Genomic DNA, 22,486 nt, shown 5'->3' on the forward strand with positions numbered 1-22,486 from the left:
AGAAAATTAATTGTGCAGGTCAACCGAAAGCCCCAGTTTAAGCATCATTGGATTTACCGGATAGCCAGGCAAAGAGAAGTAATCGCGCGGTTTCCAAACGGCAGACGCCGCGTTGTAAAGCATCACAAAAAAGCGGGTTTGTTTCAGGTGCATGTTGGCATACACCGTTGCAATGGGGTAATTTCCGATCTCTTTTTCCCGCTGATTGTAAAATTGGAGCAATGCCGGCTCGTATCCGGGGGAAAAATAAGCGGTATGATAATGTGCATCAACTCCAAACTGAAAAGTTAATTCATTCACTATCAATGCTTTCAGATACATGTTTGAATAGATACTTACCGTAGGGACGGGGATTACCTCCTGATTTCCTGAAGTTTGATACACTACCCGGTTATCCCAGTTAAAAACGCCCAGTCTCAGGTTCTGCTCCACACCAACGGTCAAAACCTGTACGTTTGAAGAATACTGTGCACTGTTTCTGTCCTTGTCAAAATAGATATAATTCTGCAAATTTTCTACTCCGACACTCAACGTTGTATTGGTAAAGGGTATATAAAGTTTACCGCCTACAAACACCCTGCGCATATTATTGAAGTCTTTGTTCCACCAAAAATACTTGGAGTGATAGTGTTTTTGCAAATAATTAGGGGTTAGGTTCTTAATATATGCATGGCCGCTTAAGACAGTTCGTTTTCCAGCAATGGTAAAACCTGTTTCAACCTCACCTTCCAGGTTAAATTCTCCGAGATCGACCCCCACCACCCCAAGATTGGCCTGAAGGTTGAATCGGAGGTTTTCGCCCTGTTGTTTATTAAGAATTCCACCGATAAAAAGCGAGTTCTCCCGGTGTTTTCTCCGGTCAATAGTCCCGTTGATGGAGTCCATCATCGAAAAATTACGGAGCTCGTGTTCGATATATCCCGTTAATCCGAACTTCACCCACGGTTTGAATCCTTCGCGAAGCGATAGGGCAAACGTGTTTTTTAAGGATGAGAACGTTGTGCTATCGTCGACCGCGGTGTTGTAAAACCGGTTGGGGTAAAACTGATCAATACGCTGCATCTCCTTGCCTTCTACCGTTACCTGCACCGTGTCGTAAGAAAGGAAGCGGCGGTCCTGTCCGGTATAATGCGACGTAAAAATGACACTCGCCACGGGAATAAACTCTCCGTTACCGAGTGAATCCTTTTTCTGATCATTGTAGCCGATATTGTATTTTCCTGAAAAAAACAAATGATTGGTCTTCATCTTGTTCCATGTATCGGTAAATTTTACAGGAATGTCTACAGTCGAAAAGTTCTGTCCAACGGATTCCGGATCACGGATAAACCGTTCGTCGGTAACCCCGCCGTTTTCAAATTGCTTGGCAGTTGATGTCGATACCAAAAGATGGGTCTCAAACCGGTCGCTCAGGTAGTTCCCAAAGAAGCTCCAGTCATTATGCTTGGTCTCCTGCGACTTGTATAATCCTTTTGCACTGATCAGGTCCCCCTCGAGGCCCACATTGAGGCGTTTTCCGAAGTTTGTTGTCAGTAAGGCCCTAAGACGCTGCTCCCTCAACGGACGGCTGCCCGCCGTCTGGTAGTCCAGTCGGGCATACGGCACCCGGGTATTATAAAAGACCTGTTGCCTGGGAGATTTGTTGTAGGGTTTGTAGGCATCGTAAAACGGAAACTGGCTCGTTTCATCCCTTTCAAAAAACAGTTTGGATATAAACGGTGAACCAATCGGGCCGAGATACCCTCCGGCAACCGAATACCCATCTGGAACGGTCGTTTGCTGGAAGTTGTGCTTCAACGTATCCATGGGCACAACGATGCGGTCTCCGCTTCTTGGATGTAAATGCCATACCGTTGCTGCCGGCAATTCCAGGTTGACGGTATCGAAAGGTTCTTCCGGGCCACGGCTTAGGCCTGACGGAGCTTGTCGGGGTAACAGGTTTACCGAATCGGGATGGGTGGTGATCTGCGACGAATCGGGCAAAATAACGCGCGCCTGCGAAAACACAAGCGTCGTACTCACGCAGAAAAAGAGAAGTATGAGCAGTTTTCCTTTCATCGGTGCAAACTTACATAAAAATTTGCCACATGCCGATAGCTGACAGCCTATTTGTTGTGTTTTTTCAGGATTTTTAGGAAGCAAAAGAAAAATAAACAGTTATTTTTGTCCCGCATTAAAATTATTCTATTATCTTTGCGTTATCAAAATAGATAAAATGAAAGTAAACAAGCTTCACCATCATCATTTTCATACTTGCAATCAGGCGAGCTGAATAGGATGTGTAGAAGCATGAATATACAACATAGACCCGTCTGAACAGCTCAGGCGGGTTTTTTTAATTAACACTCAGCGGTTCGGAGCCGCTAACGCAAAAAAGAAAAGCAATGGAAAAACTGAAAATAGCCATCCAGAAAAGCGGACGATTAAGCGAAAAATCGTTGCAGCTGTTGAACGAATGCGGCATTAAAGTATCGAACGGTGACCGGAAACTCAGGACAGAAGCCCGCAATTTCCCCATGGAAATCCTTTTCCTACGTGACGATGATATTCCTCAATACGTTGAAAATGGCGTTGCAGACATCGGTATCCTGGGAGAAAACGAAGTGTGGGAAAAAGAAAAAGACGTGGATGAAATTGAAAAGCTGGGATTCGGCAACTGTCGGCTTTCGCTCGCTATTCCCAAGGACGAAGTGTATACCAACCTGGATTATTTTCACGGGAAACGCATTGCCACCAGCTATCCGAAAATTCTCAAAAAATACTTCGGCGTTAAAGGCATTGATGTGAAGATCGAAGAACTGGGGGGGAGTGTTGAGATTGCCACCGGAATTGGCCTGGCCGATGGGATTTTTGATATTGTAAGTACCGGCAGCACCCTTATTATGAACGGCCTGAAAGAAGTTGAGGCCATCATAAAGAGTGAAGCGGTACTGATAGCCAACAAAAACCTCAACGCAGTCAAACAAGAGTTGCTGGAAAGGTTTCTTTTCCGTATACGGGCTTACAAAAGAGGCATGGGCAGCAAGTACATTGTAATGAACGCGCCGAATTCGTCGATTCCAAGAATTTGCTCCATTCTTCCGGGTATGAAATCGCCCAGTATCCTTCCCCTTGCCGAAGAGGGATGGAGCAGCGTGCACTCCGTAGTACAGGAAGACCAGTTTTGGGATGTGATTGATGCGCTGAAAGACGTGAATGCCCAGGGAATCTTAGTGATGAACATTGAGAAAATGATACTCTAAAAGTGAAAACATTAAACAACCCGGCCGAAAGGAAATGGCCGCAATTGGCAGAAAGGTCCGCCATCAAGCAAGCCAGGCTGATGGAGTTAGTGGACAAGGTTTTTTACGATATCCGTAAAAAAGGTGATAAGGCGGTGTTGAAATATGCCCGGCAGTTTGACAGGTTTTCGGCGGATGACTTCACGGTTGATCACGAGACAATCGAGGCGGCGTCGCAACAGGTTTCGGAACGGTTGAAGCAAGCCATCGCCCTTGCAAAAAGCAACATCGAGAAATTCCACTTTTCGCAGAAAGAGGAAATTGTAAAAGTGGAAACCTCTCCCGGTGTGGTATGCTGGCGCGAAGCACGGCCTATCGAGAAGGTAGGGATTTATGTCCCCGGAGGAACCGCTCCTCTTTTTTCCACAGTACTGATGCTGGCCATTCCGGCAAAGATAGCCGGCTGTAAAGAGATCGTGCTTTGTTCGCCTCCCGGCAAGGAAGGCGCTATCCACCCCGCCATTCTTTACGCAGCGAACCTTGCGGGGGTAACCCGCATATTTGCGGTCGGAGGTATCCAGGCTATCGGGGCCATGTCTTTCGGCACGAAGTCCGTCCCGAAAGTAGAGAAAATATTCGGCCCAGGCAACCAGTACGTGATGACGGCAAAGCATGCCGCCCAGTACTACGGTACAGCTATCGATATGCCTGCCGGACCCAGCGAACTCCTTGTGGTGGCGGATGAGACCTGCCGCCCGTCGTTCGTCGCCGCCGACCTGCTTTCTCAGGCAGAACACGGGCCGGACAGTGAGGTCATCCTTTTGTCGGACAACAAAAAGGTGGTTAAGGAAATAAACAAGGAACTCGATATTCAACTGGCGAATCTGCCGCGAAAAGAAATGGCGGAAAAAGCGCTGAAGAACAGCCGTGCCATTTTGTTTAAAGACGTAGAGACCTGCATCCGCTTCAGCAACGTTTACGCTCCCGAGCACCTGATCCTGGCGGTAGAGAATCCTGTTTTGCGCAGCCGCGAGGTGACCAGCGCGGGCTCCGTTTTTCTGGGGAACTACAGTTGCGAAAGTGCCGGTGATTACGCTAGCGGCACTAACCACACGCTTCCCACAAGCGGATACGCGAAAGCATACAGCGGCGTTTCTCTGGACAGCTTTATAAAGAAAATCACCTTTCAGCAACTGTCGGAAGAAGGAATTGTCGGTATCGGGGTAGCTGTGGAAACCATGGCTGAAGCAGAAGAACTTTTCGCTCACAAGAATGCCATGACACTGCGTTTGGGCGAAGTGTCGGCACAGCAAGCAAAGAATTATGAGAACAGTTGATATAGAAAAAATGGTCAGGCCGAATATCCTGGCACTAAAACCCTATTCAAGTGCCCGCGATGAATTTTCGGGCAACGAAGGTATCTTTCTCGATGCAAATGAAAATCCGTACGGGACACTCAACCGGTATCCCGACCCCCACCAGAAAGCGTTAAAGACGAAGCTGTCAGAAGTTAAAAACGTACCTTTCAACCAGATTTTTATCGGTAACGGAAGTGACGAGGTCATCGACCTGATATACCGAATTTTCTGTGAACCTGGAAAAGACAGCGCGATTGTTTGTCCGCCCACTTACGGGATGTACGAAGTCTCGGCTAACATCAATCACATCCAACTGCATGAAATCCCATTAACATCCGATTTTCAGCTTGATATTGAAAAGATCCTGCAGACGGCCGAAACAGACAGTTCCGTAAAGCTTATTTTCGTTTGCTCACCGAATAACCCCACCGGGAACAGGTTGGACAACCTGGAGAAGCTGCTTGAAAACTTTAACGGAATCGTGGTGGCAGACGAAGCTTACGTGGATTTTTGCCCCGAATACAGCCTGAAAAGCAAAATAAACAAATACTCCCACCTTATTGTGATGCAGACATTCAGCAAAGCATGGGCGTTGGCGGGTGTCCGGGTTGGAATGGCTTTTGCCGGCGAAAAAATCATATCGTTGCTGGACAAAACCAAACCGCCCTACAACGTCAGTATCATCAATCAGCAAGTTGCCCTGGAAGCGCTTTCGCGCGTGGATGAATTTGAAAAGCGCCGCGACACGATTCTGCAGCAAAGAGCATATCTCGCCGAAGAATTATCGAAACTGGAAATTGTAAAGAAGATTTATCCTTCGGATGCCAACTTCCTCTTGGTTGAAGTATCAGATGCCAACTGGATTTACAACGAACTGGTACAAAAAAAGGTGATTGTCCGCAACCGGAACAGGCAGGTGACAAACTGTGTGAGAATTACCATCGGCACTCCCGGTGAGAATGAGGAGTTGTTGAATAAATTACGCACCCTTGTATGAAAAAAGTTTTATTTATCGACCGGGACGGAACACTGGTTATCGAGCCGCCCGTTGACTTCCAGATTGACAGCCTGGAGAAGCTGGAGTTTTACCCGCAAGTATTTCAGTACCTGTCGCGGATTGCCCGAGAATTGGAATATGAATTGGTTATGGTGACGAATCAGGACGGGTTGGGAACTCCGTCTTTTCCCGAAGATACGTTCTGGCCGGCACACCATAAAATGGTAAAAGCATTCGAAAACGAAGGGGTTGTTTTTAGCGAAATCCTTATCGACCGCTCTTTTGAACACGAAAACCTTCCTACCCGAAAACCGGGGATAGCGTTGCTGACACATTACACAAAAGGGGGTTACGATTTGGAAAACTCTTACGTTATCGGAGACCGGAAAACTGATGTGCGGTTGGCCAGAAACCTTGGCTGCAAAGCCATTTACCTGAACGTGGATAAAACCGATGATGCCGTGCTGTGCACGACCGACTGGGCCGAGATATACGCCTACTTGAAGTTGGAACCCAGAAAAGGAATTGTCCGCCGCAAAACTTCAGAAACCGATATCGTTGTGGAGATCAATCTTGACGGATCAGGAAAAAGCCGGATAGCTACAGGATTAGGGTTTTTCGACCATATGTTGGAGCAAATTGCCCGTCACGGAAATGTGGACCTCTCCATCCGGGTAAACGGTGATTTGCATATCGACGAACACCATACGGTCGAAGATACGGCCATCGCCCTGGGAGAGGCTTTTTTACAAGCACTGGGGAAGAAGAAGGGTATAGAACGTTACGGGTTTCTGCTGCCCATGGACGATTGCCTGGCACAGGTTGCTATCGACTTCGGCGGCCGGCCTTGGCTGGTCTGGGAGGTGGATTTTAAACGCGAGAGAATTGGAGATGTGCCTGCCGAAATGTTTATGCACTTCTTCAAGTCGTTTTCCGATAACGCCAGGTGTAACCTTAACATCAAAGCCGAAGGCGATAACGAACATCACAAAGCGGAAGCCATTTTCAAAGCATTCGCCAAATCGATCAAGATGGCGGTGAAACGTGGTGAAAATACAGGAATTCCCAGCACAAAAGGAATATTATAATGTCAATGGTTGCTATCATCAAATACAATGCTGGCAACATCGCGTCGGTAAAAAATGCGGTGGAGCGGTTGGGGCATCAGTGCGTCATTACCGATAGCGAGGTTGAAATCCGCCGTGCGGATAAGGTGATTTTTCCCGGTGTGGGCGAAGCATCGTCGGCCATGGAATATTTAAAAGAGCGGAAGCTGGATGCGGTAATAAAAACGCTCGGGCAGCCCGTTCTGGGAATATGCCTGGGCCTGCAACTGCTGTGCCGGTATTCGGAAGAGGGAAACACCGGCTGCCTGGGTATCTTTGATACTGCGGTAAAAAAATTCCCGTTGACGGACATTGTTCCCCACATCGGATGGGACAACCTGAAGCATACGGAGTCATTGCTTTTTGATGGTTTTGGAAAGGATGATACGGTCTATTTCGTACACAGTTATTATGCCGAGAGCTGTGCGCAAACTATCGCCGAGTGCGATTATATTTTGCCGTTCAGTGCCGCCATGCGGAACAGGAATTTTTATGCCACGCAGTTCCATCCCGAGAAATCGGCGAATGTCGGTGAACGAATATTGAAGAATTTTTTGAAAATAAGGTAAACAAACGATTGAAGTTTATGAGAATTATTCCTGCCATAGACATTATTGACGGAAAGTGTGTCCGCCTGACCAAAGGCGATTACAGCACCCAAAAAATATATAACGAAAATCCGGTGGAAGTTGCAAAATCGTTTGAAGCCAACGGAATTCGATATTTACACTTGGTTGATTTGGATGGAGCCAAATCAAAACATATTGTGAATAAAGATATTTTGAGAAAAATATCAACAAAAACTTCATTGACGGTTGATTTTGGCGGAGGTATTAAAACCGATGAAGATGTACGCATCGCTTTCGAAAACGGAGCTGCACAGGTTACGGTAGGAAGCATAGCTGCTCAAGAACCGGACCTTTTTTTAAAATGGCTGTCGGTATACGGTCCGGACAAGATTATTTTAGGTGCAGACAGCCACGGCAGAAAAATTGCCACCCAGGGATGGCAGCAGCAATCGGAACTGGATGTTGTGGATTTTATTGCCGGTTATGAACGCAAAGGCGTTACATACGTGATCTGTACCGACATCTCGAAAGACGGCATGCTGCAAGGCACTTCCAATGAGCTTTACGCTGAAATCCTCCGGGAGACCGATGTTAAGCTGATTGCCAGTGGTGGCGTATCATCGGTGGATGATCTGACAAAGGTAAAGGAGTTGGGTTGTGAGGGAGCCATTATCGGCAAAGCTCTTTACGAAGGGAGAATTAGCCTGGACGAGTTACGCGTTGCGGGTTTCCTGTAACGGGTTTAAAACAACAAAAAATATAAACTTATATGCTTAAAAAAAGAATTATTCCCTGCCTCGATATCAAGGATGGCCGGACGGTGAAAGGCATTAACTTTGTGGGGCTTCGCGATGCCGGCGACGCTGTGGAACTGGCCAAACGTTACGTCCAGGAAGGTGCGGATGAACTGGTGTTTCTCGATATTACCGCCACCGTTGAGAAACGGAAGAACCTGACCGGACTGGTCGAAAAGATTGCCCGTGAAATCAACATCCCGTTCACCGTGGGCGGTGGCATAAATTCGGTGGAAGATGCGCAGGCAATAATCAAAGCGGGAGCCGACAAGGTGAGCATTAACACTGCGGCTGTAGATCATCCGGAGATTGTTTCGGAAATTGCTGCAAAATTTGGCAGCCAGTGTGTTGTACTGGCGATTGACACCAAGCTTGATGACGGTGAATGGAAGGTTTATATTCACGGAGGCAGGACTCCTACTCCACTCAATGCCGTTGACTGGGCACTGGAGGGCGAACGGCGCGGTGCAGGGGAAATTCTGCTTACATCCATGAACAACGACGGTACCAAAAACGGTTTCGCACTCGATATCACCGCCGCGGTTTCCTCAGCCGTCAATATTCCTGTTGTCGCCTCTGGTGGCGCGGGAACAATGCAACATTTTGCTGATGTCTTCCAACAGACAAGGGCAAGTGCGGCATTGGCGGCAAGCATTTTCCATTTCGGTGAAATACCGATACCCCGGTTGAAACAGTTTTTAAAACAACAAAACATTGAAGTGAGGATTTAAAAAGTAAAAAAATTATGACCATCAATTTCAAAAAATCCGGAGGATTGGTTCCGGTAATCATCCAGAACACCCATACGTTACAAGTGCTGATGCTCGGCTACATGAATGAAGAAGCCCTCGAAAAAACCAAAGCGGAAGGCCGGGTTACTTTTTTTAGCCGCAGTCAGAACCAGTTATGGACAAAAGGAGAAACTTCCGGAAATTATCTTATCGTGAACGAAATCCGGGAAGATTGTGATAACGACACGTTGCTGATCAAAGCCCTTCCTCAGGGACCCACCTGCCATACCGGAGCCACAACCTGTTTTTCCGAAGAAACTCCGAAAGGTTTTATCTATGAGCTGGAAAAAGTGATCGAACAACGGATAGAAGCTAAAACCGAAGGATCCTACACGAGCAGGCTTTTCAACAGCGGAGTAAATAAAGTGGCGCAAAAAGTAGGTGAAGAAGCCGTTGAGCTCGTTATCGAAGCTAAGGATAACAACATCGACCTGTTTAAAAACGAAGCGGCTGACCTGCTCTATCACTTCCTGATCCTGTTGAAGACAAAAGCGTTGAAACTGGAAGACATCGAAGGAGTGTTAAAAGGAAGGCACAAGTAGGAGAGCTTTTCGGATAGTGGCAAAAAAAATCACGTATGTAAAATACGTGATTACCTAAAACAAATCTAAGAGAGAAAACACCTATTACCAGTGTATTCGGGTGGAAAACGGGATTCGAACCCGCGACCTACGGAACCACAATCCGTCGCTCTAACCAACTGAGCTATAACCACCGTGTCGTAAAGTGGGTGCAAAGATAAATAATTTTCTTCATAATCCCCAATAAATTTCCAAAAAATCAAAAAAATGCACTTATTCCTGTTTTTCTTGTTTAAAAATTGTATTTTTGAAGTTATAACCGATTAACAGCAATAATTGTGACGAATAAAGTTAAACTCTCCATATTGGGTATATCGTTCAGCCAGGTGCAAGCCGGAGCGTATGCGCTTATATTTGCTGAAGAGAACGGCATACGCCGGCTGCCGATTGTGATTGGTACGCCTGAAGCGCAATCCATTGCCCTGGTAATGGAAAACATGACCCCTCCCCGCCCCCTGGCACATGATCTGATATACAACATTTTCGAATCCTTAAGTATCGAGTTGCTGGAAGTTTTTATTTATAAATTTGAGGACGGTGCTTTTTTTGCCGAGCTGCTTTTGCGTCAAGACAATCGGGAGTTTCGTATCGATTCCCGGACATCGGATGCCGTTGCCATCGCATTGAGGACACATTCACCCATTTTTACCACGGAAACCATCATGCAGAATATGGCCATTGTGTTTGATGAAAAAGAGGTGCTTTCCACAGAGTTTCAGAACAAGGACATGGAAGTGGAGGAGATCGTGGAGAATATGGAGGAGGTAAAAATCGACGCGTTGAAAAAACGGCTGGAAGAAGCCATAAAAGACGAAGATTACGAGTTGGCGACTAAGCTTCGCGATGAGATAAACCGCCGGCAGGGTGCAGAAAATGGCTGATACGGTTTTTTATTCGCCCGGTATCCGGCACTTGCAGCAGTTGCCCGAACAAGAATCGCTACATTGCGTAAAAGTGCTTCGAATGAAGGAAGGGGATAAATTGACCGTTACCGACGGTAAAGGCTTCTTTTACCCGTGTACGCTGATTCAGGCACATCCCAAGCATTGCGTGGTTAGCATGGACGCGGAAGTTGCTCAACCCAAAACGTGGAATTTCAGCCTTCATATAGCTTTTGCGCCTACCAAAAACATCGACAGGATGGAATGGTTCGCCGAGAAAGCCACCGAATCGGGAATAGACCGGTTTACACCGTTGCTTTGCCGCTTTTCGGAAAGGAAAGAGTTGAAAACCGAAAGGTTGGAAAAAATAGTCGTTTCGGCAATGAAGCAGTCGCAACAAGCCGTAATGCCAGTTATTGACGAGATGAATCCCTTTGACTTGTTTGTTGAGAACCCGTTTACGGGCAGAAAGTTTATCGCGCACTGCCACCCTACCCCTAAAACAGCGTTGGCCAAAACCTACCAAAAGGGAGAAGATGCCCTGATTCTTATCGGTCCCGAAGGAGATTTCAGTGAAGAAGAAATTCAAAAAGCCGTCAGTCTCGGCTTTGAACCGGTGAGTCTGGGCGAAAACCGCTTGAGAACGGAAACCGCCTGTCTAGTGGCTTGCCATACCCTTCACGTGTTGAATTTAACGTAAAAACGATGAAAGAAACGCCCAAACCGATACTGAAAGAACTCGCGGCACTTTTTCTTAAGCTGGGCATTATCGGTTTTGGCGGACCGGCTGCGCATATTGCCATGATGCAGCAGGAAGTGGTCGAAAAAAGGAAGTGGCTCACGGAACAGGAGTTTCTCGACCTTCTGGGTGCCACCAACCTGATTCCCGGCCCCAACAGTACTGAGATGGCCATCCATATCGGACAGGAAAAAGGAGGCTGGAGAGGGTTGATCATTGCCGGAGCCTGCTTCATTTTTCCCGCGGTGTTGATTGTCGGCTTTCTGGCATGGCTGTATAAGGATTACGGCCAGTTACCACAGGTACAGCCATTTATATACGGAATCAAACCCGCCATCATCGCCGTTATCCTTGGAGCCGTATTCCCGTTGGCAAAAAAGTCGATAAAATCGGTGGAACTGGCTATTCTAGGCATCCTAGTACTAGTTTTATCTCTGCTGAATATCAATGAAATATACCTGATGTTTGGTGCAGGATTGCTAGCGATGCTGGTTGCCCGAATCCGGAACCGGCAGAAAATAAAATTCAACGGAATCGTTCCCCTGGCATTGTTGCCACCAACAGTCCCAGTCCTGTTGTCGGTTTCCAATGTCAACCTGTTTTTGATTTTCCTGAAAATCGGAGCTATTTTGTACGGTAGCGGTTACGTGCTGTTCGCTTTTTTGGATACGGAACTGGTGACAACCGGGTTCATGTCGCGTCAACAACTTATCGATGCCATTGCCGTAGGCCAGTTTACTCCCGGCCCCGTTTTTACGTCGGTTACCTTTATCGGTTACCAGATCAACGGTTTTTGGGGAGCCGTAGTCTCTACTGTCGGCATCTTTTTACCCTCTTTTGTGTTCGTTGCGTTGTTGAATCCTGTTGTAAAGAAAATGCGAAAATCAACGCTTTTCTCCCTGTTTCTAGATGCCGTGAACGTTGCTTCGGTTGCCATTATCGCGGCCATTTGTTTAATAATGGGGAAAGAGACCATAACAGACGTGCGAACGGTTGTTATCGCAGTATTAAGTATGGCTGTGGTCTTTCGTTACCGAAAAGTCAATAGTGCATTTATTGTGATCGGAGGCTGTTTGGCAGGATACCTGTTGTCGCTGATTTGATTTTTTACTAATTTTGATGCTTTAAACCCAACCGAAAAAATTACAAACAGATGAAAAAACTTTTTTCTACTTCCCTCCTTTTGGCCATACTGATTTCAGCCGTGGGATGTCAAAACCATAAAAAGAAGCTTCCGAGAATAGCTATTGCCGGGCTTGCCATTGAGTCGAGCACGTTTTCACCCGCCGTTTCCCACGAAGATGCGTTCCGGGCAAGGTATGGCGACAGTGTTTTCAGTTATTACCCGTTCTTTGCTGCTGATTCGGGCATTATCGACCGGGCCGTTTGGCTGCCGACCTTGCGCGGACATGCCATGCCGGGTGGCATTGTAAGCCGTGAAGCGTACGAATCGCTGGTGTCAAAAACACTGGACAGCTTAAAAGCAAAACTGCCCCTGGATGCCCTCTTTTTTGATGTTCACGGTGCTATGAGCGTTCAAGGGTTGGATGATCCCGAGGGCGATTTCCTGGTCCGCATACGCGAACTGGTGGGCACGGATGTGTTGATTTCCACCTCGATGGACCTGCACGGAAGCGTTTCGCCGCGTTTGGCACAGAATACCGACTTAATTACCTGCTACCGCCTGGCACCACACGAAGATGCCATTGAGTCGAAAAAAAGGGCGGTTACCAACCTTCTCGATCGCCTCGAAAACGGCAAGGGAAAGCCTGCGTATAAAGCGTGGATTCCCGTTCCCATCCTGCTCCCCGGGGAAAAGACCAGCACCCGCATCGAGCCGGGGAAAAGCCTGTATGCACAGATTCCGGAGGTTATTGAAAAAGACAAGGTGATTGACGCATCCATCTGGATGTCCTACCCTTGGGCCGATGAACCTAGAAATCACGGTGTGGTGGTTGCTTACGGAGATGACAAGGAGGCTGTTGGCAAAGCAGCCGAAAAACTGGCTGCCCATTTCTGGAACGTGAGAAAAGAGTTCGATTTTGTGGCTCCTACCGTTTATTTGGATGAGGCTTTGGAAAAAGCGCTGGCAAGCGATAAAAAACCGTTTATCATCAGCGATATGGGTGATAACCCCACGGCAGGAGGAGCAGGAGATGTTACCTGGACACTGCAGGAGATACTGAAAAGGCCGGAATTGAAGTCGCCGCGGGCAAAGTCGTTGATTTACGCCTCCATTCCCGGTGAAGAGTTTGTGAAGAAAGCCAAGGAGATTGGTGTTGGCGGAAAAATTGATGCGACAGCCGGAGCGGCCGTAGATAACCGGTTCGCACCGCCGGTAAGGATCACCGGAACCATTACGGCCATCCACGAAGGGCATCCCAATGCCAAAACCGAAGTGGTGGTAAGAAACGGCAACACCTCTGTGATAGTCACTGAAAGACGCATGGCCTACCATTACGAAAAGGACTTCACCAAACTGGGGTTAAATCCGCGTGAAACAGATATCCTGGTGGTTAAAATCGGCTACCTCGTGCCTGAGTTGTACGACATGCGTGCCGATTGGTTAATGGCATTAACACCCGGCGGGGTTGATCAGGACCTTCTCCGACTGGATTACAAGCGGATCAACCGCCCCATTTATCCACTCGATCCCGATATGGCCGATCCCGATCTCAACGCAACATTTATCCCGTTATCGGATGAGATAAAAAGATGATTAGAATGACAAAGAAACAACGCTTCGCTTATGTGATGGACTGGTTCCTGGAAAATGCCGAATCTTCCGAAACCGAGCTTCATTACGCCAACAACTATCAACTGCTTGTTGCCGTCATCCTGTCGGCACAATGCACCGATAAACGGGTAAACCTGATTTCCCCGCGTGTTTTTGAGGCGTTTCCAACCCCCGAAGTCATGGCAGCATCGTCACCCGACGAAGTTTTCGAATACATAAAATCGTGCTCTTACCCCAACAACAAGGCCAAAAATCTGGTGGGAATGGCAAGAAAACTTGTCTCCGATTTCAACGGGGAAGTCCCGTCAACCATTGACGATTTGCTGACCATTCCCGGTGTAGGCAGAAAAACAGCTAACGTGATGTTGTCCGTCGCTTTCGATCTTCCTGCCATGGCAGTGGATACCCACGTTTTCCGGGTTTCTAACCGGATCGGGTTGACGGACAACTCGAAATCACCACTCGAGACCGAACGGGAACTGGTCAAATATATCCCAGAGAGATTGTTGACCCGGGCCCATCACTGGCTGATTCTTCACGGTAGGTACATCTGCATCGCACGAAAACCCAAGTGCGGTATTTGCGGGCTGAGGGATTGGTGTAAATACTATCAGCGTGAAGTTGTTGTGGGATTGTCTCAAAAATCGGAATAATCTGCCGGACGCAGAAAGGTGATATCGCTGTGGGAAACGTTGTTTTGATATTCAGGTAAGGAAGACATCCGTTTCCAGGCAGGGTCTACACGAAAGGCATCCCAGTGTGCATCCCTGTCTTCTTTATTTTCAAACGTTGTCATATACATCAGGTTGGGCATTTTTCCCCCTGCGACCACCTCGCTGTAGAATACAGGGTTGAAATTAAGGCGGGTAAATATCTCCATTTCCCCGCCTTCGTTAAACATGTGCACTTTATTCCGGAAAATTTTCTCACTGGCGCTCTCGTAACTGCGTAACTCATATACCCGTTGTTTTTTTGCTGATTTTAGGTTTGGAAGCTTCATTGCGGGTGCCAGGGGAAAAGCTTTTAGAAGTATAGTTTCCATCCGGTTGTAGGCCGGATTATTGTGAAGAACATCTGCGTACTCTTTATTGTTCGCATTAAACTTATTGTTCCTCATTAAACGGGTGTTAATTTCATCCACCGCATTCAACGATTTTAACGGAACAAAAAGATAGAGCGTTTTGTTTGCGGAGGTATCGTTTGCTATAGCTTTAAATACGCCGACGGACTTGATCTTCATTTCGTGCAAGGCAGGTATCAATGCTCCCTGCAGGTAATTATCGATAATTTTCTCCTGATCGATCGTATTGTAGTGATAAACCGTCAGCTGATAGAATTCACGAGGTTGTCCTTTCGACTGTGACCGGATAAATTGGGGAACGATAAAAAGAATGACAAATAGCGGAAGCAAAAGTTTTGTTTTCATTGGATGGGGCTGGATTATAGAATGTTTGTGTCACAGGTTCACCGAGAACTTATAGATACAGCGGCTGGTGTATTTTTCCCCGGGTTTCAGGTAGGAGGATGGCCAATCGGGCTTGTTGGGTGAATCGGGATATTTTTGCGATTCCAAGCATATGGCACTGCGTTTGTTGTAAACGATTCCTTTCTTTCCGGTCATGGTGCCATCGAGAAAGTTTCCCGTGTAAACCTGCAATCCGGGCTCTGATGTATATACGTCCAGTTGAATTCCGGTAACCGGAGATACCACCGTGGCCGCAACTTGGGTGACATCACCTTTTGCGTTCAGCACCCAGTTGTGGTCATAGCCTTTGCCGTTTTTCAATTGAACGAAAGTGGTATCCTCAATCCGTTGTCCGATAGGTGTGGCAACCGTAAAATCCATAGACGTGCCTTTCACCGGATCAATTTTTCCGGTGGTCATAAATGTATCGTCAACCGGAGTATATCCATCGGCATAAATAGTCAGAAGATGATCCAGTACCGTGTTGTTGGGGTCTCCGCTCAAGTTGAAGTAGGAATGGTTCGTCAAATTCACAACGGTTTCCTTGTCGGTATCCGCCTCGTATTGAATGTCGACAGCATTATCGTTTGTCAGGTTCATGGTGACTTTTACGTTCAGGTTTCCGGGAAATCCGGCTTCACCGTCTTTTGAAAGATAAGTTAGTACAACTGTCTGGCTGTCGGGTTGTATTGCCCTAAAAACTTTTGTGTCGTAACCTTCAGGACCACCGTGCAATGTGTGGCCGTAATTGTTTTGCGGAAGCTGGTATTCTACACCGGCAACCTTTATTTTCCCGTTAGCAATGCGGTTCCCGTAGCGTCCGATGGTTGCTCCCAAATTGTTGGAAACGCTTGTATAGCCCTGAATAGAGTCGAATCCGAGGACAACATCCTGCAGGGTTCCGGTCTTATCCGGGACCATTACCGATACAATACGCCCTCCGTAATTCGTCACGGTGACTTCCATCCCGTTGGTATTTTTCAACACAAACAAATCGGTGGAATCACCGTTTACTGACGACTGAAAATGGCTTCTTTTCAACCCCGATAACGTTGAAGGTTCCCCCGGGGCTTCTTTTGGATTGGATGTGCAAGAAATCATGGCGGCAACTGCCATAATCCATGCTGTTAAATACTTTAGTTTCATCATGTTGTTTTCTTTTTTATATAAAAATGAGTATCCGGTTCAATCGTGTAACACAAATTTACATCATTTTCACCTACAAACTGTTTTATTTGGATAAAAAATTCTCGGCCCTGCCGGGAGAGAGCAGTTCCCATAGAGAGGCTACGGTCCATCCCGGAGCAAAAATATCGTTATAAAACCCTTTTCCGTTCTTGCCATAGTCCCAGTTAGTATGTTGCACCACCTCCGGATAATAGCCGATCTTGGCCACTCCACACATATGATTTTCAAACGGCAACAACTGGCGCATCGACGACGAAATAACTTGTACAAAATCGTGAAAACGAGGTTCGTTGTATCTTTTTGAGAGCCAGTTGAGCACCGAACCAAACTCGAAAATAAATACGTCTATGTGGTTGTTTTCTACCGAAACGTTGCCCCATCCCCTTGTCTGTAGACCGTTGTCGCCAATCATCTGGCCTTGTGCGAACGGCACATCCCACAGGTAGTACCACGAGAGCGCGAAGTAAGAAGCCTTCAGACACAGGTCGGCATAACGTTGTTGTTCTTCGCCTGTGGAAATCAATGCCAGGTAGTACATGGCTGTAGCAGCATACAGGGATGCTTCCTTGTCTTCACAATTGGCATCGAGGGTAGACGAGAAATAATCTGCCTTCGAAATGATTTCACGTTCCAGGTAGTCGGCAGTTTTTTGGGCAGCGGTGAGGTATTTAGGGTTGTTGAAATACCTGTATGCCATCACCAGGGGTAAGGTCACCGAAGGGGTGCTTCCTCCGCTTGCGTCACTGATGACCAGGTTGTCAGTGAATTTCCGTGGAAAACTACCGTCTTCATTCTGTAAAAGAAGCATCCGGTCCAACAAGGTTTGCAATTTTGTCTCCCATTCCGGATGCCGTCTTCCGTTGTTTTTTTCGTATTGGAGGAACTGGAACATCGCGTACACACCTTCCGATTGTCGGCGAATACTTAAGTTACTGGCCTCCGTGTTTTTGTCGTAGTACACATGTTCGCGGAGAAGTCCGTTGGCTGTGAACCCATGCTCCAGGTAACTGTCAAAAACGGAATAGCCGTTGGCTACCAACTCCGAACGGTTGTTCTGTTGTCCATATTCCAACGCATTGAAGGCGTTCAACAAAACTCGACCTACAAAACCTATTTCCGCGCGGGCAAGGTTTTCACAGGTAGCTACTACCAGCCCTTCGCCCGAATTGAACTTCAAGGGATAATCGCTCACGAAGCTCCGGGTGAAAAAACCGGTAAGGGTTTTCTTCACGAACGCATCGCTAAAGGGTGTGTTAACGGGGCTCGGAAGCCAGGCATCATAACTGTATTCCCACGATTGACGTACGAAATCCGAGAAATCCGAGGCTTTTCCCGATTTCACTAACCACGTGAGCCGGATGGATTTCCCTTTTTCGAGAAACTGGAATGCTTCTACCGAAGGCGCCAGCGTAAGTTTACGAATATAGGTCTTTGGCGTTTCCTGGTAAGGAAACCCGAAGGATATACGGGCATCGCCATTCTTGTTCTCGAATCCGGTATAGCCGATAGATGTTTTTCCGGAGATAATTACTTCTCCTTCTTTATGGGTAGTAAGTGCTTCATGCTTAAAATCATCCATTCGCATTACCGACAGGTACGTTCCCGATTTTTCATTAAATATGGCCGTCATAGGCACGCTCAATCTATCCTCACGCACTGTCCAGCTATCGGAGGTGTGAAAAGAAGGGGCCTCCTTGGGCGAGCGCAAGTTGCGGCGGTACCAGAACCCCGGCATGTAGAATTGACAATCGTTGTGAGAATAACGAGTATTTACCCACTGCTTGAAGTTGAAATAGATATTTTCTTTGGCAGTAATCACCACTTCCACCACATGATCTGCAGCCGAAAGGTTAGGTGACACGATGGTTCGTGTTATCACTACCGGGATGTTTTGATTGGCTTTTAATTGAACTACATCCCCTTTCCGAATTTCTTGTAAAGGGTAGTGAGCCGCATTGTTTCCTGGTATTTTCAAAGCGATGGAGGAAGTAAAATTATTTTCAGCCACACGGGCTGTTGCCTGTACCGTGCTCACTATAAACAAAACAAGCAGAGCATACCGTGCAATATCCTTAATTTTCATGCAATATTTCTTTTTCTAATTAAAAATTGGTTTTGGAGATGTTAACGAAGAGGTATTTCCTTCCACGTAGGGCCACTCATCCTTCCACCGTACCTGGTCCATCATCAGGACACGCCCTTTGGGATTGTCCACCGAGACGGCGTGATAAAGCATCCAATCCTGTCCTTCCTGGTCCTGCACGATCTCCGAGTTATGTCCCGTACCCACGAATTTTTGATTCTTCCGGATCATTACTTCGTGATGATTATCCATCATGGACTGTCCTTGCTTATCCACATAAGGGCCAAAAAGATTTTCTGAACGCCCTACCACAGTGGTATACGTGCTGTTTAACCCTTCGCAGCAGGATCCGACGGAGGCAAACAGGTAATAAAAACCGTTTCGTTTATGTATGTATGTCCCTTCATAAGCCGTGCCGGCAATTCGTTGCTTTTCGGCTCCCGGTCTTACGCTGAGTCCGTCGTCCGAAAGTTCGATGGCGTAAATGCCCCGGAAGCTGCCCCAGAACAGGTATTTCTTCGCGTTTTCTTCGATATAAAAGGGATCGATGGAATTTTGCACATCGATCTCGTTGCTGCGAAACAGCTTGCCGTGATCGGTAAACGGGCCTTCGGGTTTATCGGAGGTAGCCACGCCTATCCCGCAGGTCCATTCCCCACCCCATACCGACATGGAATAGTACAGCACATACTTTCCGTTAATGTAATTGATATCGGGCGCCCACAAACCGCCTTTCGGTTCAAATGTCGGACGGGTTGCATCGGTAAATGCAGTGCCAACAAATTTCCAGTTCACTAAATCTTGCGAACAATAAATGGGAGTATTCCGGATATCTTCAGTCGCATAAAGGTAGAAGAATCCGTCGTTGGCTTTGATCACTGTCGGATCGGGAAGACTGTAGTTAATTACCGGGTTTTTATAGGTGTCATTTCCCGCAGAAGGAATTTCCGGTGGAGTTTCTATTGCTTTACATCCTAACAAGAGCAAGAGCGCCAATGCCTGTTGAATAATATGTATCATCTTCATTTTATTGTTTTCTGATTTTCCCTTTAATCATCCAAACTCCTATTTTTTCTCCTTCGAAGTTTGTGGAAGCAAGTGCGGCAATGGTGTTGTTCCCTAAATCGGCCAATGAATTCCATTTAGCTTCTTTCGACAGTGGGACAATGAAAGGCTGAGACGGGTTACTGAAATCGGACGGCACACCGCTAACCTGTATCTCCATAGTCGACCGTTCCCAATCGAAACTCCTGTTGTTTGTAGTCTGATAGGAGAGTACGTAAACGTTGTTCTCTGTACGAATGAGGTAAGGAGCTCCTGCGTAAACCGTATCGGGTAGCGGAGACCGTAATGCAGAATAGCGGTACGGGGAATCTTTTCGCACGGCTTCTACCCATGGACTATCAACCGCACTGCGAATGATGTACGGTTTAAACTGCCCCGACAAGTTATCTTCGATAGCCAGGTAGATATTCGTACCGTCATGAATGGCTACCGGCATCCCATCGCGATATCCTTGCCTGAAACTAACCGTTGTTGGGTTTTCACTCCACGTATAGCCGTTATCAACAGATCGTATCATCGATATTTCCTGTTCATCCGAGTTGCGGTAAGGCGATTCGTTAGCGAAATAAATCTGTACCGTTCCGTCCGGCAAAATCAGGAAAGAAGGTTCCCAGCAGCCATCCCTGAAAAACGGAGCAGCTTGATAGAGTATTTGTGCCTGGGACCACGTCCTCCCCTTGTCAACACTCCTTTTTAACGCAATCGAAAACGGATAAAGACCTTCTTTTCGGGGGCGCAAATTACTGGCCAGCAGAATATCCCCGTTGGCCAACTGAACAATTTCAGGATTGGCTATATTCACTACCGTAGAAGCAGAAGACGCCGGATCGACAAATTCAAACTTTTCGTATGCAGTTACCGGGTCATCCCAGGAAACACCTTCATTGCTGCTCCTTTTTACAACCACATCTCCTTGCCTATTCTCGTATGCTGCCAAAAACGAACCGTCGTTTAAACGGCGTAAACGAGGATATCCCCCCTCTTCCGCTATGCGAAGGAGGGAGGCTCTATCCCATTCAATATAATAATACTGATCGTTATGGTCCTTCTCGCCTTGACAAGCAGAAAAAATGAGCAGGAGGATTGAAATAAAAATCAGTCGTTCAGTATATGGCATATTTCCTGATTTACTTTCCGTACCCTGCCTTCGTCGATCTTCACTACAGCCCTGTCGTAAGTCATCAGCCCGTTCACTTCCACTTCCACATCGGTAGTCTGGGTGTATACAGCAGCGGAGAAACCCTGACGGATCATCTGTTTCAGCTGTTCAGCATATTTAATATACTCGTTGGTCACTTCATTGGAGCTGTTGAACTGTACGTATCCCCAGTTGCGGTCGGGCTCCCAGAGGTGTTCCTTGTTTGCCCAACCGATTCCTCCGTATTCGCCAAGAACAGTTGCCCGCTGTCCGTCGTACAAATACATTTCCGGGTGTGGGTAATTATGTAAGTCAAGCATGTCTCCTAGGTGATAATGATTTCCTCCACTGGCCGGGTTTACCAGACGAGACGGGTCATACTGCTTGGTCCATTCCACAATTTCCTGCGTTTTAAATTGTCCCCAGGCTTCGTTGAACGGGACCCAAACACCGATTGAAGGATATGAGTACAGGTAATCCATGATTTCTTTCCACTCTTTGCGGTAGTTGGCTTCCGACTCCGGTGAACGCAGTCTTTCCGCACCAGTGAAATATTCGCGCATTTGCCACTCGGGGCTTCTGTCACCGTTAGGCATGTCTTGCCACACAATGATACCAAGCTGGTCGCAGTGCATATACCAACGGGCAGGTTCCACTTTTACGTGTTTCCGAATCATGTTGAATCCAAAGTCTTTGGTTTTAACCACGTCATATCTCAACGCCTCGTCAGTAGGAGCCGTATACAGTCCGTCAGGCCACCATCCCTGGTCGAGCGGGCCGAACTGGAACAAATCTTTATTGTTCAGTTGTAAACGGACAATTCCTTTGTCATCGCGCTTGGTTGAATATTTGCGCATGGCTGTGTAGCTTTTCACCTTATCCAGCTGTTTCGAACCGTTGAACACGGTTACTTCCAAATCATACAAGAAAGGATCATTGGGCGACCATAACCGGGGATTCGCCGGCATAGACACTTCAACAGGCTGGTTATTGATGGACTGTCCCGTAGCCACGACACGGGAACCTTCCATCACTTTCACTTCAATCCTGTCGGAAGCGGTTGCCTGATTGATAAAAGCTTCAACACCTATGGTGTTCTTATCGATATCCGGGGTGATTTTTACATTTTCGATGTATTTCTCAGGAACGGGTTCCAGCCATACGGTTTGCCAGATGCCGCTCACCGGGGTATACCAGATGCCGTGCGGATTGTTTACCTGTTTTCCCCGCGGCTGGTATCCTTGGTCGGTTCCGTCCCATACCTTTACCACCAGTTTGTTCGTTCCGTTTTTCAAAGCGGGTGTTACGTCAAATGAGAACGGGGCATATCCGCCGGTGTGTTGTCCTACCTTAATGTCGTTTACCCAGACATCGGCTTTCCAGTCCACAGCTCCAAAGTGAAGCAGTACCCTGTTGTTTTTCCAGTTAGACGGAACGGTGAATTCACGCTGGTACCAGAGTTCGTTCTCGCTTCCTAATCTTTTCTGCACACCCGACAAACTCGATTCAATGGCGAACGGGACAAGTATTTTCCCATCGAAAGAAGTCGGGTTTTGTTTCCCCACCGGTAGAATGGCATAATTCCACAATCCATTTAAGTTCTGCCACTGGGAGCGCTCCATGATGGGCCGGGGATATTCCGGCAATACGTTGTTCACATCTATCTGTGAGGCCCAACGCGTTTTAAGCCTGTCACCCGCCGGTTTCCACTGAGCGGAAAGTGAGAGCGTTGCTGTAAGCAAAATGAATACGACTAATTTTGATTTCATGCTG

The 22,486-nt window shown here is 47.1% G+C and carries 20 protein-coding genes and 1 tRNA gene; 13 read left to right on the forward strand and 8 right to left on the reverse strand.

Annotated elements, in window-relative coordinates:
- Positions 1-6: 6 nt before the first annotated feature.
- Entirely contained in the window at positions 7-2,058 is a 2,052-nt protein-coding gene (locus AACM02_RS09455) for a putative porin (protein WP_339116797.1), read from the reverse strand.
- A gap of 326 nt (positions 2,059-2,384) precedes the next feature.
- Here AACM02_RS09455 and hisG point away from each other — a divergent pair, with 326 nt between their 5' ends.
- Genes hisG through hisIE form a run of 8 tightly spaced genes read left to right on the forward strand, consistent with a single transcriptional unit; the run spans position 2,385 to position 9,378 of the window.
- Positions 2,385-3,242 carry an ATP phosphoribosyltransferase gene (gene hisG / locus AACM02_RS09460; protein ID WP_339116798.1) on the forward strand — a complete coding sequence of 286 codons (858 nt, stop codon included), beginning with the start codon at positions 2,385-2,387 and terminating at the stop codon, positions 3,240-3,242.
- A gap of 2 nt (positions 3,243-3,244) precedes the next feature.
- On the forward strand, positions 3,245-4,558 hold the full coding sequence (hisD, locus tag AACM02_RS09465) for a histidinol dehydrogenase (protein ID WP_339116799.1): 1,314 nt from the start codon (positions 3,245-3,247) through the stop codon (positions 4,556-4,558).
- Positions 4,545-5,576 (forward strand): histidinol-phosphate transaminase, encoded by a 1,032-nt coding sequence (gene hisC / locus AACM02_RS09470; RefSeq protein ID WP_339116800.1) that lies wholly within the window; start codon positions 4,545-4,547, stop codon positions 5,574-5,576. The genes hisD and hisC overlap by 14 nt, the downstream gene beginning before the upstream one ends.
- A complete protein-coding gene (gene hisB / locus AACM02_RS09475; RefSeq protein ID WP_339116801.1) occupies positions 5,573-6,664 on the forward strand; it encodes a bifunctional histidinol-phosphatase/imidazoleglycerol-phosphate dehydratase HisB in 1,092 nt (363 codons plus the stop codon). The genes hisC and hisB overlap by 4 nt, the downstream gene beginning before the upstream one ends.
- Positions 6,665-6,669: 5 nt before the next feature.
- A complete protein-coding gene (hisH, locus tag AACM02_RS09480; RefSeq protein WP_332456713.1) occupies positions 6,670-7,251 on the forward strand; it encodes an imidazole glycerol phosphate synthase subunit HisH in 582 nt (193 codons plus the stop codon).
- A gap of 17 nt (positions 7,252-7,268) precedes the next feature.
- Entirely contained in the window at positions 7,269-7,988 is a 720-nt protein-coding gene (gene hisA, locus AACM02_RS09485; RefSeq protein ID WP_339116802.1) for a 1-(5-phosphoribosyl)-5-[(5-phosphoribosylamino)methylideneamino]imidazole-4-carboxamide isomerase, read from the forward strand.
- A gap of 32 nt (positions 7,989-8,020) precedes the next feature.
- On the forward strand, positions 8,021-8,776 hold the full coding sequence (gene hisF, locus AACM02_RS09490) for an imidazole glycerol phosphate synthase subunit HisF (protein ID WP_214062110.1): 756 nt from the start codon (positions 8,021-8,023) through the stop codon (positions 8,774-8,776).
- 14 nt (positions 8,777-8,790) lie between these two features.
- Positions 8,791-9,378 carry a bifunctional phosphoribosyl-AMP cyclohydrolase/phosphoribosyl-ATP diphosphatase HisIE gene (gene hisIE, locus AACM02_RS09495; RefSeq protein WP_339116803.1) on the forward strand — a complete coding sequence of 196 codons (588 nt, stop codon included), beginning with the start codon at positions 8,791-8,793 and terminating at the stop codon, positions 9,376-9,378.
- Between the two features lie 98 nt (positions 9,379-9,476).
- Here the strand turns inward: hisIE and AACM02_RS09500 are convergent.
- Positions 9,477-9,552, reverse strand: a tRNA-His gene (locus AACM02_RS09500).
- Between the two features lie 143 nt (positions 9,553-9,695).
- On the opposite strand from AACM02_RS09500, the gene AACM02_RS09505 reads away from it, so the two are divergent.
- Genes AACM02_RS09505 through nth form a run of 5 tightly spaced genes read left to right on the forward strand, consistent with a single transcriptional unit; the run spans position 9,696 to position 14,427 of the window.
- The gene (locus AACM02_RS09505) at positions 9,696-10,298 is read left to right on the forward strand and encodes a bifunctional nuclease family protein (protein ID WP_214062112.1); all 603 of its coding nucleotides are present in this window, start codon (positions 9,696-9,698) and stop codon (positions 10,296-10,298) included.
- Entirely contained in the window at positions 10,291-10,998 is a 708-nt protein-coding gene (locus tag AACM02_RS09510) for a 16S rRNA (uracil(1498)-N(3))-methyltransferase (RefSeq protein WP_332456674.1), read from the forward strand. Before AACM02_RS09505 ends, AACM02_RS09510 begins: the two co-directional genes overlap by 8 nt.
- Before the next feature lie 5 nt (positions 10,999-11,003).
- Positions 11,004-12,140, forward strand: coding sequence for a chromate efflux transporter (chrA, locus tag AACM02_RS09515; protein ID WP_214062113.1), 1,137 nt, complete (start codon positions 11,004-11,006; stop codon positions 12,138-12,140).
- A gap of 50 nt (positions 12,141-12,190) precedes the next feature.
- Positions 12,191-13,756 (forward strand): M81 family metallopeptidase, encoded by a 1,566-nt coding sequence (locus AACM02_RS09520; RefSeq protein ID WP_339116804.1) that lies wholly within the window; start codon positions 12,191-12,193, stop codon positions 13,754-13,756.
- A 5-nt stretch (positions 13,757-13,761) separates the two neighbouring features.
- Positions 13,762-14,427: an endonuclease III gene (gene nth, locus AACM02_RS09525; protein ID WP_332456671.1), complete on the forward strand. Its 666-nt coding sequence runs from the start codon at positions 13,762-13,764 to the stop codon at positions 14,425-14,427.
- On the opposite strand, the gene AACM02_RS09530 is transcribed toward nth, so the two are convergent.
- The 6 genes from AACM02_RS09530 to AACM02_RS09555 all read right to left on the reverse strand — a co-directional run bounded on the left by AACM02_RS09530 (position 14,412) and on the right by AACM02_RS09555 (position 22,482).
- The gene (locus AACM02_RS09530; RefSeq protein ID WP_214062772.1) at positions 14,412-15,200 is read right to left on the reverse strand and encodes an NIPSNAP family protein; all 789 of its coding nucleotides are present in this window, start codon (positions 15,198-15,200) and stop codon (positions 14,412-14,414) included. The two genes, nth and AACM02_RS09530, sit on opposite strands and share 16 nt — an antisense overlap.
- A gap of 30 nt (positions 15,201-15,230) precedes the next feature.
- Positions 15,231-16,340, reverse strand: a complete 1,110-nt coding sequence (locus AACM02_RS09535; RefSeq protein ID WP_339117453.1) for an aldose epimerase family protein — start codon at positions 16,338-16,340, stop codon at positions 15,231-15,233.
- Positions 16,341-16,470: 130 nt separating this feature from the next.
- On the reverse strand, positions 16,471-18,510 hold the full coding sequence (locus tag AACM02_RS09540) for a hypothetical protein (RefSeq protein ID WP_339116805.1): 2,040 nt from the start codon (positions 18,508-18,510) through the stop codon (positions 16,471-16,473).
- A gap of 15 nt (positions 18,511-18,525) precedes the next feature.
- Entirely contained in the window at positions 18,526-19,536 is a 1,011-nt protein-coding gene (locus tag AACM02_RS09545) for a family 43 glycosylhydrolase (RefSeq protein WP_214063508.1), read from the reverse strand.
- Between the two features lies 1 nt (position 19,537).
- Positions 19,538-20,692, reverse strand: coding sequence for a sialidase family protein (locus AACM02_RS09550; RefSeq protein ID WP_214063509.1), 1,155 nt, complete (start codon positions 20,690-20,692; stop codon positions 19,538-19,540).
- Positions 20,671-22,482 (reverse strand): sugar-binding domain-containing protein, encoded by a 1,812-nt coding sequence (locus AACM02_RS09555; protein ID WP_339116806.1) that lies wholly within the window; start codon positions 22,480-22,482, stop codon positions 20,671-20,673. The genes AACM02_RS09550 and AACM02_RS09555 overlap by 22 nt, the downstream gene beginning before the upstream one ends.
- Positions 22,483-22,486: the final 4 nt, after the last annotated feature.

The organism is Petrimonas sp. (assembly GCF_963921705.1).
GTDB classification, from domain to species: domain Bacteria; phylum Bacteroidota; class Bacteroidia; order Bacteroidales; family Dysgonomonadaceae; genus Petrimonas; species Petrimonas sulfuriphila.

What these genes read in the sequence shown, in the direction of transcription:
- AACM02_RS09455 (WP_339116797.1), bottom strand. Translation starts at nt 2,058, where the DNA reads ATGAAAGGAAAACTGCTCATACTTCTCTTTTTCTGCGTGAGTACGACG.
- hisG (WP_339116798.1), top strand. Translation starts at nt 2,385, where the DNA reads ATGGAAAAACTGAAAATAGCCATCCAGAAAAGCGGACGATTAAGCGAA.
- hisC (WP_339116800.1), top strand. Translation starts at nt 4,545, where the DNA reads ATGAGAACAGTTGATATAGAAAAAATGGTCAGGCCGAATATCCTGGCA.
- hisB (WP_339116801.1), top strand. Translation starts at nt 5,573, where the DNA reads ATGAAAAAAGTTTTATTTATCGACCGGGACGGAACACTGGTTATCGAG.
- hisH (WP_332456713.1), top strand. Translation starts at nt 6,670, where the DNA reads ATGGTTGCTATCATCAAATACAATGCTGGCAACATCGCGTCGGTAAAA.
- hisA (WP_339116802.1), top strand. Translation starts at nt 7,269, where the DNA reads ATGAGAATTATTCCTGCCATAGACATTATTGACGGAAAGTGTGTCCGC.
- hisF (WP_214062110.1), top strand. Translation starts at nt 8,021, where the DNA reads ATGCTTAAAAAAAGAATTATTCCCTGCCTCGATATCAAGGATGGCCGG.
- hisIE (WP_339116803.1), top strand. Translation starts at nt 8,791, where the DNA reads ATGACCATCAATTTCAAAAAATCCGGAGGATTGGTTCCGGTAATCATC.
- AACM02_RS09510 (WP_332456674.1), top strand. Translation starts at nt 10,291, where the DNA reads ATGGCTGATACGGTTTTTTATTCGCCCGGTATCCGGCACTTGCAGCAG.
- chrA (WP_214062113.1), top strand. Translation starts at nt 11,004, where the DNA reads ATGAAAGAAACGCCCAAACCGATACTGAAAGAACTCGCGGCACTTTTT.
- AACM02_RS09520 (WP_339116804.1), top strand. Translation starts at nt 12,191, where the DNA reads ATGAAAAAACTTTTTTCTACTTCCCTCCTTTTGGCCATACTGATTTCA.
- nth (WP_332456671.1), top strand. Translation starts at nt 13,762, where the DNA reads ATGACAAAGAAACAACGCTTCGCTTATGTGATGGACTGGTTCCTGGAA.
- AACM02_RS09530 (WP_214062772.1), bottom strand. Translation starts at nt 15,200, where the DNA reads ATGAAAACAAAACTTTTGCTTCCGCTATTTGTCATTCTTTTTATCGTT.
- AACM02_RS09535 (WP_339117453.1), bottom strand. Translation starts at nt 16,340, where the DNA reads ATGATTTCTTGCACATCCAATCCAAAAGAAGCCCCGGGGGAACCTTCA.
- AACM02_RS09540 (WP_339116805.1), bottom strand. Translation starts at nt 18,510, where the DNA reads ATGAAAATTAAGGATATTGCACGGTATGCTCTGCTTGTTTTGTTTATA.
- AACM02_RS09545 (WP_214063508.1), bottom strand. Translation starts at nt 19,536, where the DNA reads ATGAAGATGATACATATTATTCAACAGGCATTGGCGCTCTTGCTCTTG.
- AACM02_RS09550 (WP_214063509.1), bottom strand. Translation starts at nt 20,692, where the DNA reads ATGCCATATACTGAACGACTGATTTTTATTTCAATCCTCCTGCTCATT.
- AACM02_RS09555 (WP_339116806.1), bottom strand. Translation starts at nt 22,482, where the DNA reads ATGAAATCAAAATTAGTCGTATTCATTTTGCTTACAGCAACGCTCTCA.